The organism is Rhizorhapis sp. (assembly GCF_035276005.1).
Taxonomy (GTDB): domain Bacteria; phylum Pseudomonadota; class Alphaproteobacteria; order Sphingomonadales; family Sphingomonadaceae; genus Rhizorhapis.
Map to the genome: position 1 here is coordinate 1 of NZ_DATEMB010000022.1, position 15755 is coordinate 15755.

Annotated in this window: 16 protein-coding genes; 12 read left to right on the forward strand and 4 right to left on the reverse strand. The window is 60.4% G+C overall.

Annotated elements, in window-relative coordinates; all coding sequences use genetic code 11:
- A partial coding sequence (locus VJS46_RS05910) for an acyltransferase family protein (RefSeq protein ID WP_324058540.1) occupies nt 1–385 on the reverse strand: 385 nt, incomplete at its 3' end.
- A gap of 51 nt (nt 386–436) precedes the next feature.
- Between VJS46_RS05910 and VJS46_RS05915 the strand changes: the two genes are divergently transcribed.
- The 4 genes from VJS46_RS05915 (at nt 437) to VJS46_RS05930 (ending at nt 4393) form a co-directional block, all read left to right on the forward strand.
- Nucleotides 437–1864 (forward strand): HlyD family type I secretion periplasmic adaptor subunit, encoded by a 1428-nt coding sequence (locus VJS46_RS05915; RefSeq protein WP_324058542.1) that lies wholly within the window; start codon nt 437–439, stop codon nt 1862–1864.
- A 110-nt stretch (nt 1865–1974) separates the two neighbouring features.
- The gene (locus VJS46_RS05920) at nt 1975–2601 is read left to right on the forward strand and encodes a CatB-related O-acetyltransferase (RefSeq protein WP_324058543.1); all 627 of its coding nucleotides are present in this window, start codon (nt 1975–1977) and stop codon (nt 2599–2601) included.
- Nucleotides 2598–3479 (forward strand): glycosyltransferase, encoded by an 882-nt coding sequence (locus VJS46_RS05925; protein ID WP_324058545.1) that lies wholly within the window; start codon nt 2598–2600, stop codon nt 3477–3479. Before VJS46_RS05920 ends, VJS46_RS05925 begins: the two co-directional genes overlap by 4 nt.
- Complete coding sequence (locus VJS46_RS05930; protein ID WP_324058547.1) at nt 3479–4393, forward strand: glycosyltransferase family 2 protein; 915 nt, start codon at nt 3479–3481, stop codon at nt 4391–4393. The genes VJS46_RS05925 and VJS46_RS05930 overlap by 1 nt, the downstream gene beginning before the upstream one ends.
- Here VJS46_RS05930 and VJS46_RS05935 read toward each other — a convergent pair.
- Together VJS46_RS05935 and VJS46_RS05940 are read right to left on the reverse strand one after the other, a co-directional pair.
- Nucleotides 4314–5837: an O-antigen ligase family protein gene (locus VJS46_RS05935; RefSeq protein WP_324058549.1), complete on the reverse strand. Its 1524-nt coding sequence runs from the start codon at nt 5835–5837 to the stop codon at nt 4314–4316. The two genes, VJS46_RS05930 and VJS46_RS05935, sit on opposite strands and share 80 nt — an antisense overlap.
- A gap of 216 nt (nt 5838–6053) precedes the next feature.
- Nucleotides 6054–7262, reverse strand: coding sequence for an LL-diaminopimelate aminotransferase (locus tag VJS46_RS05940; RefSeq protein ID WP_324058551.1), 1209 nt, complete (start codon nt 7260–7262; stop codon nt 6054–6056).
- Nucleotides 7263–7407: 145 nt separating this feature from the next.
- Here VJS46_RS05940 and VJS46_RS05945 point away from each other — a divergent pair, with 145 nt between their 5' ends.
- The 3 genes from VJS46_RS05945 (at nt 7408) to clpS (ending at nt 10644) form a co-directional block, all read left to right on the forward strand.
- Nucleotides 7408–9186 carry a class I poly(R)-hydroxyalkanoic acid synthase gene (locus VJS46_RS05945; protein ID WP_324058553.1) on the forward strand — a complete coding sequence of 593 codons (1779 nt, stop codon included), beginning with the start codon at nt 7408–7410 and terminating at the stop codon, nt 9184–9186.
- A gap of 110 nt (nt 9187–9296) precedes the next feature.
- Nucleotides 9297–10154 carry a phasin family protein gene (locus VJS46_RS05950; protein ID WP_324058555.1) on the forward strand — a complete coding sequence of 286 codons (858 nt, stop codon included), beginning with the start codon at nt 9297–9299 and terminating at the stop codon, nt 10152–10154.
- Nucleotides 10155–10317: 163 nt separating this feature from the next.
- Nucleotides 10318–10644, forward strand: a complete 327-nt coding sequence (clpS, locus tag VJS46_RS05955; RefSeq protein ID WP_414707972.1) for an ATP-dependent Clp protease adapter ClpS — start codon at nt 10318–10320, stop codon at nt 10642–10644.
- A 29-nt stretch (nt 10645–10673) separates the two neighbouring features.
- Here the strand turns inward: clpS and VJS46_RS05960 are convergent, their stop codons facing one another.
- Entirely contained in the window at nt 10674–11291 is a 618-nt protein-coding gene (locus VJS46_RS05960; protein WP_324058557.1) for a GGDEF domain-containing protein, read from the reverse strand.
- Nucleotides 11292–11473: 182 nt separating this feature from the next.
- Between VJS46_RS05960 and purE the strand changes: the two genes are divergently transcribed.
- From purE to VJS46_RS05985, 5 genes are all read left to right on the forward strand, one after another.
- Nucleotides 11474–11962, forward strand: a complete 489-nt coding sequence (gene purE, locus VJS46_RS05965; protein WP_324058559.1) for a 5-(carboxyamino)imidazole ribonucleotide mutase — start codon at nt 11474–11476, stop codon at nt 11960–11962.
- On the forward strand, nt 11959–13029 hold the full coding sequence (locus VJS46_RS05970) for a 5-(carboxyamino)imidazole ribonucleotide synthase (RefSeq protein ID WP_324058561.1): 1071 nt from the start codon (nt 11959–11961) through the stop codon (nt 13027–13029). Before purE ends, VJS46_RS05970 begins: the two co-directional genes overlap by 4 nt.
- A 94-nt stretch (nt 13030–13123) precedes the next feature.
- Entirely contained in the window at nt 13124–13615 is a 492-nt protein-coding gene (locus VJS46_RS05975) for a dihydrofolate reductase (RefSeq protein ID WP_324058569.1), read from the forward strand.
- A 33-nt stretch (nt 13616–13648) separates the two neighbouring features.
- Complete coding sequence (locus VJS46_RS05980; RefSeq protein ID WP_324058563.1) at nt 13649–14587, forward strand: bifunctional riboflavin kinase/FAD synthetase; 939 nt, start codon at nt 13649–13651, stop codon at nt 14585–14587.
- A gap of 82 nt (nt 14588–14669) precedes the next feature.
- The coding region (locus VJS46_RS05985) for a class I tRNA ligase family protein (protein ID WP_324058565.1) at nt 14670–15755 on the forward strand (1086 nt) is incomplete at its 3' end.

Consider the following 15755-nt stretch of genomic DNA (forward strand, 5'->3'; position numbering starts at 1 on the left):
AGCTCAGATTATTGGCGATGAACTGAAGCGTCGGGCCGCTGAAATAGTCGAGGGGGTCAGCGGTGACGAAATAGCCGCCCAACACCGTCAACCCCACAGATAATGCCAGCGCCGGCCAAAGCCGGACTAGCCGCGCCAGCAGGAAGTCGAACACGCCTGCGCTACGCCGGAGGCTGCCATAGACCAGAAATCCGCTCAGGAAGAAAAAGCCGTCCACGGCATAGACCGACACGGGCTCTCCCAGCAGGAAGCTGAGGTCGTCCTGACGCATGCGCCCGCTCAGCAGCCAGAAACAATGGGTATAGATAACCGCCGAAGCCAGGACCAGCCGGACGAGTGTCAGGTTGTTTGCCTCGGGCCGCAGCAGCTTGTCATCAAACTTCATGGGTTGGACCTATAGCATCGGCGGCCATGTCGATGGCCCACTTCAACCGAAATGGAACAGACTGAAAATACCCGCTCGCCGGCCGCGCCCTATCATGAGTCAAAGGCAAAGCGCCAGTGCGCTTGTGCCGAGCAACGCCGGACGGCCAAGGGCGGGTCATATATGGTTTCAGAACGCTTTTGGCGCCGGGCGGATGCGCTATCCGCCGAAAAGCCCGATCCCCAGGGTGCGCTGCGCCGGTATCAGCGCATCGCCTCCGGCCTGCTTGGCGCCATGATGGTCAGCCTGCTTCTGGCGGCGAGCCTGATTCGGGTGAGCGGGGCAGTCATCGGAGCGGGCGAAGTTGCGGTAGCGGGCAAGGTGAAGACCATTTCCCACCCCACCGGGGGCGTGATCGCCGCCATATTGGTGAAGGAAGGCGACCACGTCAGGGCCGGAGAGGCACTGATCCGTTTCGACACTGAGGTCGCCGGAGTAAGTGCTTCCATGACGAGGATGAACCTTGAACAGCTTCTCGCGCAGCGGGCGCGGCTGGAGGCGGAACGGGACGGCCGGAGCGGTCCGGTCTTTCCCCCCGGCCTTCGCGCGCCTGAGGCAATGAAAAGTGAACGCCGCCTCTTCGCGCTTCGCCGGGAGGCTCTGACCGGCGAGCAGGCCCAGCTTGCTGAGCGCATAGATCAGCTTCAGGAACAGATTGCCAGCTATGAGGCACAGATTGCCGCCTACCGTCAGCAACAGGCCCTGATTGCGCCAGAGCGGGCGGCGGTACATAGTCTCTGGGAACGCAAGCTGGTGACGATCAACCGGCTGAATGAACTGGAGCGCACGGCCGTCAGCCTGGAAGGCAGCATCGCCGCGCTTCAGGCCGACATCGCCCAGACCCGCGCGCGAATCTCCGAAGTCCGCCAGCAATCGACGCAGCTTGTCCAGCAACGCCGTTCCGAGGCCGCCGCGTTGTTGGCCGAAACCGAACAGCAGATTGCCGAACAACGGCAACGGACCGCCAATGCGTCGGAAGGCTTTGATCGCAGCATTATCCGCGCGCCCGCCAGCGGTACCGTGGACCAGCTTGCCTATACGACCCGCGGCAGCTTCATCCCGCCGGCGCAGCCCATCCTGCGCATCGTCCCTGACGGGCCGCTGGCCATAGAAGCCCGAATAGCGCCAGCCGACCGGGAACAACTGCAATTGGGGCAGAAGGCGCGCATCACCTTTCCTTCACTCAATCGGCAAACGACGCCGGATCTATCCGGCACTCTTCGGTTCATTTCGGCCGAACGCGCCGACGACCCGCGCACCGGCCAGGCCTTCTACACTGCCCGTATCGTCATCTCGCCGGGAGCCTCCAGCAAGGCCGGGCTCGAACTCCTGCCGGGAATGCCTGCGGAAATCTACATCCAGACGGGGAGCCGTTCGCTTCTCTCCTTCCTCACCAAGCCGCTGGCTGACCAGTTTTCCCGCGCATTCAGAGAGAATTGAGGGCCAGAAAAAGAGGAAATTCAGGCGTCAGATGCACAAGCAAGTTGACATGGCCGCAGCAATCCGCACCACTCCGCACCCGTAACAGCCAAGCCCAACAGGGACCTTTCATGCCTGGCCTTCTCGGCTCCCTCATCGAAAAAGCGAAGCTTCGCCTCTGGCGGCGTGAGCAGTTCACCAGCGCACCCCTGCGCGCTTGGTTCCGTGATCGTTACCGCATCGACGTGGGCCTTTACTCCTATGGCTGCTTCGACCAGTGGCGGATGCCCGGCCCCATCATCGTGGGCCGCTATTGCTCCATCGCCAATACGGTCCGTTCAGCGCCGATCAATCACCCAACCGACGCGCTTACGACCCATCCCGTACTCTATGAAAAAAAGTTCGGCGTCGTGGATGAAGATATTTTCTACGACGACCCGCTAGTGATCGAGGATGATGTATGGATCGGCCATAACGCCATGATCCTGCCCGGATGCAAATTCATCGGCCGCGGAGCCGTGATCGGCGCGGGCGCAATCGTGACGCGCAATGTCGAGCGCTATGCGATGGTCGCTGGCAGTCCCGCGAGAAAACTGCGCGACCGGTTTCCGGCAGACCTGATCGCGGCGGTTGAGAAAAGCCGTTGGTGGGAACTCGATCCGCCGGATCTGCGCAAGCTGCTGCACGATCGCCGGGACATGCTCTTTCATCCCGATGCAGCCATGCTGGAGGCGTGGCAAGGGGAACGCTTCAAGTGAGAACCCCGCGCATCAGCGTCATCATTCCCCATTATAATGATCCTCTCCGGCTGAAGCTGTGCCTCGCCGCGCTGGAGGAGCAAAGCCTGCCGCGCGGCCAATATGAGCTTATAGTTGCAGACAATGCTTCTCCGCAGGGGAAGGACGCACTAGGAAAACTGACTGGCCGGCGGGCCAAGCTGGTCGTGGTTCACCGCCGGGGCGCCGGGCCCGCCCGCAATGGCGGCGTTGAAGCCGCACGCGGCGAGATACTTGCCTTTACCGATTGCGACTGCCTTCCCGATCCGCATTGGCTTGAAAAGGGAGTGGCTGCGCTCAACCGGTTCGACATTGTCGGCGGGCGCATGAGGGTGCGGCTGGATCATGGGGGACCGATGACGCCCGCTGAGGCCTTCGAGACCGTGTTCGGCTTCGACAATGAGGATTATGTGAAGTCCAAGGGCTTTACGGTCACCGCCAATCTGTTCTGCTTGCGCGCCGATTTTGATCGGGTCGGCCCCTTTCAGCCGGATATTTCCGAGGACAAGGAGTGGTGTCACAGGGCAACGGCAATGGGTTTGAAGCTGGGCTATGCCAAGGAGGCCTTAGTCTCCCACCCGCCAAGGCGAACCGGGCCGGAACTGCGGAGCAAGTTCGCCCGGATCGACCGGGAAACCTATGCCTGGTTTCTTGCTACGCGGAAACATCCGCGGGTTGAATGGTTGCTGCGGAGCTTTGCGCTGCCGCTTTCCATCCTGCCCCATGGCCTCCGCGTCCTGACAACCGCAAGGCTGCGCCGCCGGAGCGACCGCTTCGCGGCGCTTTCCATGCTGGTCAGGCAGAGGCTCTGGCGCTTTGTAAATGCCTGGCATCTGTTCCTGGCGGAAGGCAAGGACTGATGCATGTCGCAATTGTCATTGTCGGCTTTCGCAATCTGAGCGACATTCAGCGCTGCATTGCCGCCGTCGCCAGCTCCACCCATCGCGATTTCGAAGTCATCATCTGTGAGAATGGCGGTGATGCTGCTTTCCTGGAGTTGAGCGCCCTCCCCCGAACCCTGCCCTGCGGCCAAGCCGTGCGTGCCGTGCAGGCGCCGGGGAATGTGGGCTATGCCGCAGGGGTCAATATCGCCATGGCGCAGACCGGTGATGCTGATGCCTGGTGGATCCTCAATCCGGATACTTTGCCCGAGCCGCAGGCTCTTGAGTCGCTGGTGGAGCGCCTTGCCAAAGGTGACTGCGATGCGGCTGGCGGGACGCAATATTATGCCGACGGTACTGTGCAATCCGATGGCGGACATTGGCGGCCATGGCTCGCAAGAGCGGTGTCGCTGGGCCATGGCCGCAAGCTCGAAGCATCGGTTTCGCCTAGCGCTATTGAAGAGCGCATCAATTATATCACGGGCGCTTCAATGCTGGTGAGCCGGGCTTTCCGCGACAAGGCAGGGCCGATGCGCGAAGATTATTTCCTCTACTGCGAAGAGGTGGAATGGTGCCTGCGCGCAGGACGCAGCGGCCTCAAGCTGGGCTTTGCCCCCGGCGCACGCGTACTCCATAATCAGGGGGCAAGCACCGGTTCGGGGCAGTCGGTCCGCCGAAGACCCCGGCTTCCCATCTATCTTGACGAACGCAACAAGATGCTCGTCACCCGCGACTGCTTCCCGGCCCGGCTTCCGGCCGCGGCGGCCGCCGCCCTGTTCCTGCTTGCGCTACGTTTCCTCAGAAAAGGGGCGATCAGGCAATTTGCCTTTGGACTGTCAGGTTGGAAAGACGGCCTCTTGAACCGGCGAGGCGTGCCGGACTGGGCGCGTTGAGGCCGGCGCGCCATATGAGGGCCGACATCATGCCCAGTATCGCGAAGATGATGGGATTATTGTCTGGCTGGGCAAAGATCGACTTGATGACGATCCAATTGGCCAGGATGATCGTCAATGGAACCAGCAGGCTTTCCTCACCGCCGGGCCGGTAATCGAAAATGGCCTTTGCGCCCTTCCACACTGCTAGAGCGAACAAGCCGAAGAACAGGGCAAAGCCGATGACGCCATATTCGAGCAGGATCAGCAGGAAATAGCTGTCGATCGTCCCCTGCCCCGCTTGATTGACATAACCAAGCGTTATTCCGCCCCGTCCGATCCCGTAGCCCAGCGGATTGGCGGCAAGCAGGTCCAGCCCCCGGTCCCATTGATCGATTCGCGCCTGCGTGCTGTAGCTCGCCGCCCCGCCGCCCCAGACCATCCGGCTGAGGCGCGGCACGAAGAAAGTGGAGATGAGGAAGCCCGCAAAGAGCGCCGGATAACTGAGGACGATCGCCGGTCCAATCAGGCTGCGTTTATCGCTGCGCCATTTCAGCATGCCGTGAATGAACAGGTAGAAGAGGCAGGAGAGCAGATAGCCCACCACGCCGAGCCGCGAGTCCGTGAGCATGATGACCCAGAACAGCAAAGGCAGGAAGGCGATCGCGGCCAGCCGGGCCCAGAAGCGCTTTCCCCTGACGGCGATGTGCAGGATGAAGGGCGTCACCAGCGCCAGAAACTCCGCAAAACCAAGACTGGTGGTATAAGTGGCCTGGACCCGATGAATGCCGGTCGCCGCTCGCGCGCTGCCGCCGAGCACGCGCTGCACGAGCGGATCTTCGATCTTGAGAAAAGCGGGAATGTGCCCCGCCCATGGTACGGCGCCAAGGCGTGCTTCCTGTATCCCCACCAGGCAGAGAAGCGCGGCAACGGCAATCAGCGCATATACCACATGAAGCGGCCATCCGGGCCGAAGGGAGATGTAAGCGCTCAAGAAAAAGATCGCCGTCCAGTTCATTTGAGCAAGGACCAGCGCTTCAATCGATTCGCCAACGCCTCCGCCGGTCAGGATTGCAGGCGCCAGTGAGGCAGTCTGCAGCAACACCAATACCATTAGCAGCTTAGGCACAGGCGCAATCGCCGCGGCGCTCTCAGCCATGCGCTGCCGAAAGACGGGGGATACCGATAGGCAGATCAGAAGCAGCAGGATCATTGGGCCACTGATGATCCTGAGGACTGTAATCCATGGGAGGCCCGGCAGCGCGATCGCCAGATAGTTGGGCCAGAGCGGCAGTGCGACCAGGAAAGCGAGCAGCAATGAGGAAAGCGGCTTTTCCGGTGCGGATCGCATATTGGGCAGGGCCCAGATCACCAGCCCCGCCAGAACCGCAACCGGGACCAGCAATGGCACCACTGCATGCGGAGCGAGCAGGGCGAAATGGTAACCGAGGACAAGGCCTGCCAAAGACAGCAGCAGGAGAACGCGCCGAGGCTTGCTTCCAGCACGTCTATAGGGCGGAACTATTCCCGAACCGGCATGCCGTCTCACAACTGGCCCTCATGATTAGTGAGGGATCAGCCCATTTCCAAAAGCGGCAGGATGTCGATGGGATTTAGATCCGATTTCGACCGTTTGCAGCCGGAACAGGGTCTCCTCCCCTCTAGGAGGAGACCCTCATCATTACTCCACCTTCGCAGAGGGGGTATTCACCCCCATGCTCTGAAGATAGCGTCGCACATTGCGCGCCGCCTGGCGGATGCGCTGCTCATTCTCTACCATGGCGATGCGGACATAGCCCTCGCCATCCTCACCATAACCAACGCCCGGAGCGACCGCGACTCCGGCATGGGTGAGGAGCTGCTTTGAAAACTCCAGGCTGCCAAGATGCGCGAGAGCCGGGGGCAAAGGCGCCCAGCAGAACATGGACGCGCGCGAAGGCGGAATTTCCCATCCGGCACGGCCGAAGCTCTCGACCAGAACGTCCCGCCGCTTCTTGTAAAGCTGGCGGTTCTTTTCGACGATGTCCTGCGGCCCGTTGATCGCTGCCACCGCCGCCGCCTGAATGGGCGTGAAAGCACCATAGTCGAGATAGCTCTTCACCCGCGTCAGCGCCGCGATCAGCTTTTTATTGCCAACCGCAAAGCCCATGCGCCATCCGGCCATGGAGTAGGTCTTCGACATCGACGTAAACTCGACCGCGACGTCCTTGGCACCTGGCACCTGAAGGATAGAAGGCGTGGGGCAATCGTCATAATAAAGCTCGCTATAGGCGAGATCGGAGAGCACCCAGACCTGATTCTCCTTAGCCCAGGCAACCAGCCGCTCATAGAAGGCGAGGTCGACGACTTCCGCCGTCGGGTTGGAGGGATAGCCCACCACCAGAATGGATGGCCGCGGCACAGTGAACGCCATGGCCCGGTCCAGCGAGCGCCAGTAATTCTCATCCGGGGTCGTCGGCACGGAACGTATGGTCGCGCCTGCGATGATGAAACCGAAGGTGTGGATCGGATAGCTGGGGTTGGGCGCCAGCACCACATCGCCCGGTGCCGTGATGGCTTGGGCGAGGTTGGCGAGACCTTCCTTCGAACCCAGCGTGACGACGATTTCGCTTTCGGGATCAAGCTCGACGCCGAAACGGCGGGCATAATAGCTCGCCTGGGCGCGGCGGAGGCCGGGAATACCCTTTGACGCTGAATAGCCATGGGCGTCGGGCTTGCGCGCAACCTCGCAAAGCTTCTCGATCACATGCTCTGGCGGCGGCAGGTCGGGATTGCCCATGCCGAGATCGATAATGTCCTCACCCGCCGCTCGCGCCGCCGCCCGCATCGCATTCACTTCGGCGATGACATAGGGGGGCAGGCGTTTGATGCGGTAAAATTCCTCGGACATTATCGGCACATTCCTTTTGCTTTCTCCATTGGAGGATTCTTGTTGCAGCGCAATATAAACTCTTGGATCGCGCTGAAGGGGCATATATACTGGCTTCATAAGCCATGCCAGCGAAGAAGTTGGACAAGGATGAAGGAGAGGCCAGATGAGCGACGCCCATGTGAAGCAGCCTTCCAGCGAAGCGGACCTGCTTCAAAAGGCGATCCCCACATTGGAGCAGATGCAGCATTGGACGCGAGTCATCGGTCAGGCGCAGCAGCTTATCCTTGAACATAATGCCAAGCTGATGGCCAAGGCGGAGGCCGAGAAGGCGCCCAACATCCCTCCCCCTCTTGATCCCGAGGCCGCAGGCAAGCTTCAGTCCCAATTCTGGTCGGACGCAGTCACCCTTTGGCAGCGCTTCCTCGACAGCGCCGGAAAGCCTTCCTCGGAGGCCCAGGCGATCCCGGCTCTCAAGGACCGGCGCTTTTCCGGCGCGCAATGGCAAAAGGATCCCTTCTTCGACCTTATCCGCCAAAGCTATCTGCTGACGGCCGACTATATGTTGCGTCTGGTGGATACGGTGGATGGCGTACAGCCGAAGCAAAAGGATCAACTTCGCTTCGCCACCCGGAACATCATCGACGCGATGAGCCCAAGTAACTTCGCCCTTACCAATCCGCTGGTCCTGGAAAAGACGATCGAGACCAATGGGGAGAATCTGGTTCGGGGCCTCAAGAATCTGCTCAACGATCTGGATCAGGGGCAACTGACTCATACCGACCGCACCGCTTTCGAGGTCGGGCGCAATATCGCGGCCACCCCCGGCAAGGTGATCAAGGAAACGCCGCTCTATCAGCTGATCCAATATGAGCCGGTCACAAAGGAAGTGCTGCGGACGCCCCTCATCATCTTTCCGCCCTGGATCAACCGTTTCTACATCCTGGATCTCAGCGCCGAAAAAAGTTTCATTCGCTGGGCGGTTGCGCAGGGCGTGACGGTTTTCGTGGTGTCCTGGAAATCTGCCGACGCGAGCATGAAGGACGTCATCTGGGACGACTACATCCTCAAAGGCCAGATGGATGCGATCGACACGGTCTGCGAGCTGCTGGATGTCGAGAGCGTCCACACAATCGGCTATTGCGTGGCGGGCACGACGCTGGCGGCGACTCTGGCCCTGCTCGCGGCCCGCAAGCAGGCCTCCAAGGTGAAGAGCGCGACCTTCTTCACGGCGCAGGTCGATTTCACCAAGGCCGGAGACCTCAGCCTTTTCATCGATGACGAGGTGCTCAAGCTCGTAAAGACACTGTCACCCGAAGGCTATCTGGACGGGCGCTATATGGCCGCCACGTTCAATTTGCTGCGCGGGCGGGACCTGATCTGGAACTATGTCGTCAACAATTATCTGCTGGGACAGGATTATCCGCCCTTTGACCTGCTGTACTGGAACGGCGATACCACCAATCTGCCTGCCAAGTGGCATCAGGACTATCTCACCGATCTTTACCGGGACAACAAGCTTGTCCAGCCCGGCGCCATGTCGGTCGACGGCACGCCGCTCGACCTGCGCAAGGTAAAAACTCCGAGCTATGTGCAGGCCGGCCGGGAAGATCATATCGCACCGCCCGAAAGTGTCTGGAAAATAACGGAACATTTTTCCGGGCCGCTGCGTTTCGTGCTCGCCGGGTCGGGTCATATCGCTGGCGTGGTCAATCCGCCGAGCTCCGGCAAATACCAATATTGGACGTGCGAGAAGAAAGCCTCCTCGCTCGCGGATTTTGTTGCATGTGCGAAAGAGACACCCGGAAGCTGGTGGCCCGATTGGCTCGATTGGATAGAAGCAATGGGCAATGAGTCGCTCCGGGCAACAGGCCCGAGGGTTCCCGGATCGGGCAGCCTTCCTGCTCTGGAAGAGGCGCCGGGACGTTACGTAAAATCGCGTTAAGCAAAAGTTTTCCAGCTTTGTTACACTTCTGTTGCATCGCACAAAAATAGCTTGCATTTCGCCTGCGAATCCAATATTGTGCACTGCAGCAAGAATGGAAGGGAAGCTCGATGGCAGAAACACCGCCCAAGTCCCAACCGAAGAAGACCCAGCCGGACAAGAAGGTTGCAGAGGGCCCGAAAGCAGCACCGCTGCCGGAGAAGAAAGTAGCGGCCCCTTCGCCCGCTCCCAGGCCTCCCGTGGCCAGCAAGACCGAGAGCCCCCCGGCGCCTCCGGCAAAGGAAGTGGTGAAGGAAGCCGCTGCACCGCCGCCAGCGCCGGAGCCAGCCAAGGAAATTACCGCAGCCGAGCCGGTCATCAAAGCCGTCGAAGCTGCCCCCAAAGTGGCAAAGGCCGCAGCAGAAGAGGTCACATCGGCCATTGAAGCTGCTTCCAAGCCCATCAAGGAAGAGCCGGCGAAACTGACGGACCCCATCCCGGCCGCAGCAGAAGAAGGAACGACCATAATGACCGACGCAATTGAGACGACGAAGAAGGTTGCTGCCGACGCCAAGGAAAAGTTCCAGGCGTTTTTCGGCGATTTCAACGAGAAGGCCAAGGCTGCTGTCGAAAAGAGCAGCAAGATCGTTGAGGAAGTGAATGAGCTGACCAAGGGCAATGTCGAAGCTCTTGTCGAATCGGGCAAGATTGCCGCCAAGGGCGCAGAGTCCTTCGGTCAGGAAGCGGCCGACTACAGCCGCCGGAGCTTTGAGAAGGCTACCTCCACCATCAAGAGCTTCGCGTCCGTCAAGTCGCCGACCGAATTCTTCCAGCTCCAGAGCGAGTTCTTCTCCAGCGCCTTCGACAGCTTCGCATCCGAAGCTTCGAAGAACAGCGAAGCCATCTTGAAGCTTGCTGGCGATGTGGTTCAGCCGATCTCGACCCGCGTTGCCGTGGTTTCGGAAAAGGTGAAGACCTTCACCGCCTGATAGGCTCAGGCTGAAACAGAAAAAGGCCGCGCCCTCTGGCGCGGCCTTTTTTATTCGTCGAATCTCATTTTCTATGGGTCGAGCCCTCTTGCCCTACGCCCTGCGCTTGCCATATCGTGCGGGACGCATGCACCAAATCAGTGACATATTTTTCCGCCCCGCCATGATGGCGACTCGCAAGGGCGATGACGACGGCAGTAATCTGGGCGTCGCGACCCGCACCCGCACTCGCACCAAGAAGCCTTCTCCATATAAGGTGCTGATGCTGAACGACGACTATACGCCGATGGAGTTTGTCGTCCTTGTGCTCCAGCGCTTCTTCAAGATGGACATGGAGGAGGCGACCCGCGTGATGCTTCACGTCCACCAGCGGGGCGTCGGGATATGCGGCATCTTCAGCTATGAAGTCGCCGAGACAAAAGTGAATCAGGTCATGGATTTCGCGCGGGAAAATCAGCACCCGCTGCAATGCACGCTGGAGAAAGCTTAAATTTCCAGTTGATGATCAAGCTGCAATAATCAATTGACCCGCCGCCCCCGCGCCTGGCGCTTTTGCCCATACATGTCGGCGTCGGCCCGCGCGACCAGGGATTCGTCGGTGTCGCTTTCCATCATTACGGCCATGCCGAAGGAGGCGCCAAGGCTGAGCCTGTTCCCGTTGAACTCGCAGGGTGTCTCCGCAATCACGGTGCGCAAGCCCTCCAGCTTCGCCACTGCCTCTTCCCTGGTCAGTTCTTCGAGAATCAGCGCGAATTCGTCTCCGCCGATGCGCGCGACGATGTCGGTCGCCCTGACATTGGCGGAGAGGAGCGTGGCGATATGGATCAGGGCAAAATCGCCCGCGCAATGACCCTGGCTGTCGTTGATCGACTTCAAGCCATCCACGTCAACAAAGACCAGGATCGAGCGCGTTCCATAACGGCCCAGCCGCTTCAGGCGGTTATTTACTGCATTGATCAGGTAGCGGCGGTTGTAGAGCGGCGTCAGCGTATCCCGTTCGACCACGCGCTCCAACTCGGCATTGGCAATGCGAAGCGACAGCAGTTCGCGCCTTAGAGCAGCGACCTGACCTTCGAGCGCACGAATTCTATCAGCGTCGTCTGCCGGCGCCAGTTTTTTGATTTTCAGGCTTTGCACAACCCAATCCCCACATGGAGCTGCACCTCCATACCCCGACTTGGTTAATTTATTTCTAGCCCGCTGCCGCTACAAGCAATATTTGGCTGGCAACCGCATAGCCCATTGCCCCTGCGAAAGAGCAGGGTTAAGAGCCATCGCTTCTCTCTCCGCGCATTGGGCGCGGCAGGCCAGGAAGCGACATGACGCAAACGAAACCGCTGGTCGGCATCATCATGGGAAGCCGCTCCGACTGGGAGACCATGTCGAATGCAGCCGACGTGCTGACGGCACTGAATGTGCCGCATGAATGCAAGGTCGTCTCCGCCCACCGCACGCCCGAGCGGCTTTATGATTACGCCCGCAATGCCGCCACCAGAGGCCTGAAGGTCATTATTGCAGGCGCAGGCGGGGCGGCGCACCTGCCGGGCATGGCGGCATCCATGACCCGCCTTCCCGTGCTAGGCGTTCCTGTCGAGTCAAAGGCGCTGAAGGGCATGGACAGCCTGCTTTCGATCGTTCAGATGCCCGGCGGCATTCCTGTGGGCACGCTCGCCATCGGAAAGCCCGGCGCGATCAATGCAGGTCTGATGGCTGCGGCGATTTTGGCCACCGGAGACGATGCGCTTGCGCAGCGGCTCGACGCATGGCGCGAAAAGCAGACAGCGGATGTTGCGGTGGAACCTGAATGAGCGCACTTCCGCCAGGTTCCACAATCGGCATTCTGGGCGGCGGCCAGCTTGGCCGGATGCTTGCCGTGGCGGCTGCGCAGCTTGGCTATCGCTGCCACATCTATGCGCCCGAAGCGGTGAGCGTTGCCGCCGAGGTGGCTGCTGAATGGACGCGCGGGAGCTATGACGACATTGCCGCCCTGCGGGCCTTTGCAGCGTCCGTGGACGTCGTCACCTATGAGTTCGAGAATATCCATCACGCCCCGCTGGTGGCGCTCAGCGAAGAAGCGATAGTCCGCCCGTCCGTCCAGGCCCTCGAAATTGCGCAGGACAGGGAAGCGGAGAAGAGCTTTGTCGGCGCGCTTGGCGGCCGCACGGCGCCCTGGGCAAGCGTCGGAAACCGGGAAGAACTGGACGCCGCCATTGCCGCCATCGGCACGCCTGCCATCCTCAAGACCCGCCGGCTTGGCTATGATGGCAAGGGACAGGCCCGCATCATGAAGGCGGACGAGGCGAGCCCTGCCTGGACCGCCATTGCGGGGCAACCCGCCATCCTCGAGGGCTTCGTCCGCTTCGACCGGGAATTTTCAGTGATCCTGGCCCGGGCAGTGGACGGCGAAATCCATTATTGGGACTGTCCCGACAATGTGCATGAACATGGCATATTGGCGCTTTCCACGGTTCCGGCGGGTCCGATCGTCGCCGCACAGGCGGAGGAAGCCAGGACTTTGGCAGCCAAGGTCGCCGAGGCGCTGGATTATGTCGGGGTTCTGACGCTGGAGTTCTTCGCGGGAAAGGATGGCCCGGTCTTCAACGAGATGGCGCCCCGCGTCCACAATAGTGGCCATTGGACGATCGAAGGCGCGATCACCAGCCAGTTCGAAAACCATATCCGCGCCATTTGCGGCCTTCCACTGGGCGACACCCGTCTTGCCGCCGCCAAGGTGGAGATGCGCAACCTCATCGGCGATGAGGTGGAGGATGCCGGAAAAATCCTCGCCGACCCTTCAAATCACCTCCACCTATATGGCAAGGGTGAAGGAAGGCCGGGGCGGAAAATGGGGCATGTGACACGACTGTTCTTGTGAATTTGCGCATGCTTCTGCGTTGGGCTACGCCCGTCTTCAACGCCGCAGCAGCACGGCATAAAGTGACGGAAGGACGAGAAACAGCATAATGCCGATGAACCGCCCCGAAGTCGTCCTGTTTCTCGCCCGCGCAGACAATGGAGTTATCGGCTGCAACGGCAAGCTTCCCTGGCACATTCCCGCCGATCTCAGGCGTTTCAAGACGCTGACCCAGGGCACACCCATGATCATGGGACGCAAGACCTTTGACAGCTTGCCCGGACTGCTGGAGGGACGCCGCCACATAGTCCTTACCCGCGATTCTGAATGGGAAGAGGAAGGTGCGGAGGTCGTACATAGCGTCGAGCAAGCCATTTCCCACGCCAACGCCCCGCATATCTCAGTGATCGGAGGAGCGGACATATTCGAACTGTTCCTGCCGCGCGCCGACCGCATCGAACTGACCGAGGTTCATGCCGAGCCGGAAGGTGACATAATGGTCCCGCCTTTCGCTCCGGCCCAATGGACGGAAATCGCGCGAGAAGATCACCCGGCCGAAGGCGGACGGCCTGGCTATAGTTTCGTCACCCTGCGCCGCGCGGATTGAACGGCCGTGCGGAACATCTTATAGGCCCGTAACATGGAGCGGCTGGACAGCGGCTCGGCAGTGCCGCCACATCTTCGCGGGGCCATTGTCGCGCTGGGTAATTTCGACGGATTTCATCTGGGTCACCAAGCGGTGGCCGGAAGAGCGGTGGAATGGGCCAAGGCAGAAGGCCGCCCGGCCATCATCGCGACCTTCGACCCGCATCCGGTACGCCATTTCTTTCCCAACCTGCCGCCCTTTCGCCTGACCACCCTCGACCAGCGGCAGCGGATATTCGGGGAGGCTGGCGCAGATGCCATGCTGGTTTTCCACTTCGATGACAAGCTTGCAGCTACATCCGCCGAAGCGTTCGTCCAGTCCCTGATCGATGATTATCATGCGGCAGGCGTCGTGACCGGAACGGACTTCACCTTTGGCAAAGGGCGCGGCGGGAATGTCGGCCTGCTCACGCAGAAAGGTCAAAGCCTGGGGCTCCGCACGGAAGCGGTGGAGCCGGTGCTGCTCGATGGAGAGATCGTGTCCTCCAGCCGTATCCGTGAGGCTCTGCAGACCGGGGATTGCGCCACGGCGGCTCAGTTCATGACCCGCCCCTTTGCTGTCGAGGGCATGGTGCAGCATGGGGACAAGGTGGGCAGCGACATCGGCTATCCCACCGCCAATATCGACATGGGCAAATATCTGCGCCCTGCCTATGGCATCTACGCCATAAGGGGCTGCCTCCCCGGCGGCCGGATCGTGGATGGCGTTGCAAATCTTGGCATCCGTCCCATGTTCGAGCCTCCCAAAGAGCTGCTGGAGCCCTATTTCTTCGACTTCTCCGAAGATCTTTATGGGCAGACCGTAGAAATTGAATTCATCCAATATCTGCGCCCCGAAGCCAAGTTCGACAGCATCGAGGAACTCACGGCGCAAATCGCCCGCGATTGTGAGCATGCGCGGCAAATCCTTGCAGCCACGCCCCGCCTGCCCTAAGGCCGTGCCTGATTTCACCGCTCCCCTGATCCCGCGGCTTCGCTCGGGACCAGCGGGAGCGTAAAACAAGAATTCGAGCCCGATGACCGACGCACCTGACTACAAAGACACCGTCTTCCTGCCCGTCACCGACTTTCCGATGAAAGCCGGCCTTGCACAAAAGGAACCAGCGATTGCCGCGCGCTGGGCGAAGATCGGCGTCTATGAAAAGCTGCGTGAGACGCGCAAGGGGCGCGAGCGCTTCATCCTCCATGACGGCCCTCCCTATGCCAATGGCGACATCCATATGGGCCATGCGATGAACAAGGTGCTGAAGGACATCATCGTCCGCAGCCAAAGCCTGCTGGGCAAGGACGCGCCCTATGTCCCCGGCTGGGACTGCCACGGCCTTCCCATCGAATGGAAGATCGAGGAAGAATATCGCAAGAAGAAGCAGAACAAGGACGAGGTTCCCCCCCAGGAATTCCGCGCCCAGTGCCGCGCCTATGCCGACAAATGGGTGGGCGTGCAGAAGGAACAGTTCCAGCGCCTTGGCGTCATGGGCGACTGGGACGATCCCTATCTCACCATGAAATATGAGGCGGAGGCGGCGATTGTCGCCGAACTGCTGAAGTTCGCCGAGAGCGGCCAGCTCTATCGCGGCGCGAAGCCGGTGATGTGGTCGCCGGTGGAAAAAACCGCGCTCGCCGAAGCCGAGGTCGAATATGAGGACGTGACCTCAACGCAGATCGACGTTGCGTTCGAGATCGTCGAAGCGCCGAACGCGCCGGAACTGGTCGGTGCGTATGCGGTGATCTGGACGACGACCCCGTGGACGATCCCTGTGAACCAGGGCATCGCTTATGGGGAGGAGATTGAATATGTGCGGTTTCGCCTTTCAAAAGGCGTGAGCGGTAAAAGGGAGTTGGGCGACAACCGGGATATATTTGAGGGGCTCGAACAAGAGAGTATCCGCAAAGTCATTGAACGAGACTATGTGGTTGCCAAGCCTCTACTTAACGCTTTGAAGGCGCGTATTGTGGCATTTGTCACAAGCCAACTCATTGAATGTAATCAACGCTACAATCCTGAAGTTGAAATTCTAAAAGAGATTCCGGGCACTGATCTCACCGGAGCCAAGGCGCTCCATCCGATGCACGACCGCCTTTCCCCCCTCCCCTTCAGGGGA

Bases quoted from the DNA above. Each gene is read 5' to 3' on its own strand.
- VJS46_RS05915 (WP_324058542.1), top strand. From the start codon at position 437: ATGGAACAGACTGAAAATACCCGCTCGCCGGCCGCGCCCTATCATGAG.
- VJS46_RS05920 (WP_324058543.1), top strand. From the start codon at position 1,975: ATGCCTGGCCTTCTCGGCTCCCTCATCGAAAAAGCGAAGCTTCGCCTC.
- VJS46_RS05930 (WP_324058547.1), top strand. From the start codon at position 3,479: ATGCATGTCGCAATTGTCATTGTCGGCTTTCGCAATCTGAGCGACATT.
- VJS46_RS05940 (WP_324058551.1), bottom strand. From the start codon at position 7,262: ATGTCCGAGGAATTTTACCGCATCAAACGCCTGCCCCCCTATGTCATC.
- VJS46_RS05945 (WP_324058553.1), top strand. From the start codon at position 7,408: ATGAGCGACGCCCATGTGAAGCAGCCTTCCAGCGAAGCGGACCTGCTT.
- VJS46_RS05950 (WP_324058555.1), top strand. From the start codon at position 9,297: ATGGCAGAAACACCGCCCAAGTCCCAACCGAAGAAGACCCAGCCGGAC.
- clpS (WP_414707972.1), top strand. From the start codon at position 10,318: ATGATGGCGACTCGCAAGGGCGATGACGACGGCAGTAATCTGGGCGTC.
- purE (WP_324058559.1), top strand. From the start codon at position 11,474: ATGACGCAAACGAAACCGCTGGTCGGCATCATCATGGGAAGCCGCTCC.
- VJS46_RS05970 (WP_324058561.1), top strand. From the start codon at position 11,959: ATGAGCGCACTTCCGCCAGGTTCCACAATCGGCATTCTGGGCGGCGGC.
- VJS46_RS05975 (WP_324058569.1), top strand. From the start codon at position 13,124: ATGAACCGCCCCGAAGTCGTCCTGTTTCTCGCCCGCGCAGACAATGGA.
- VJS46_RS05980 (WP_324058563.1), top strand. From the start codon at position 13,649: ATGGAGCGGCTGGACAGCGGCTCGGCAGTGCCGCCACATCTTCGCGGG.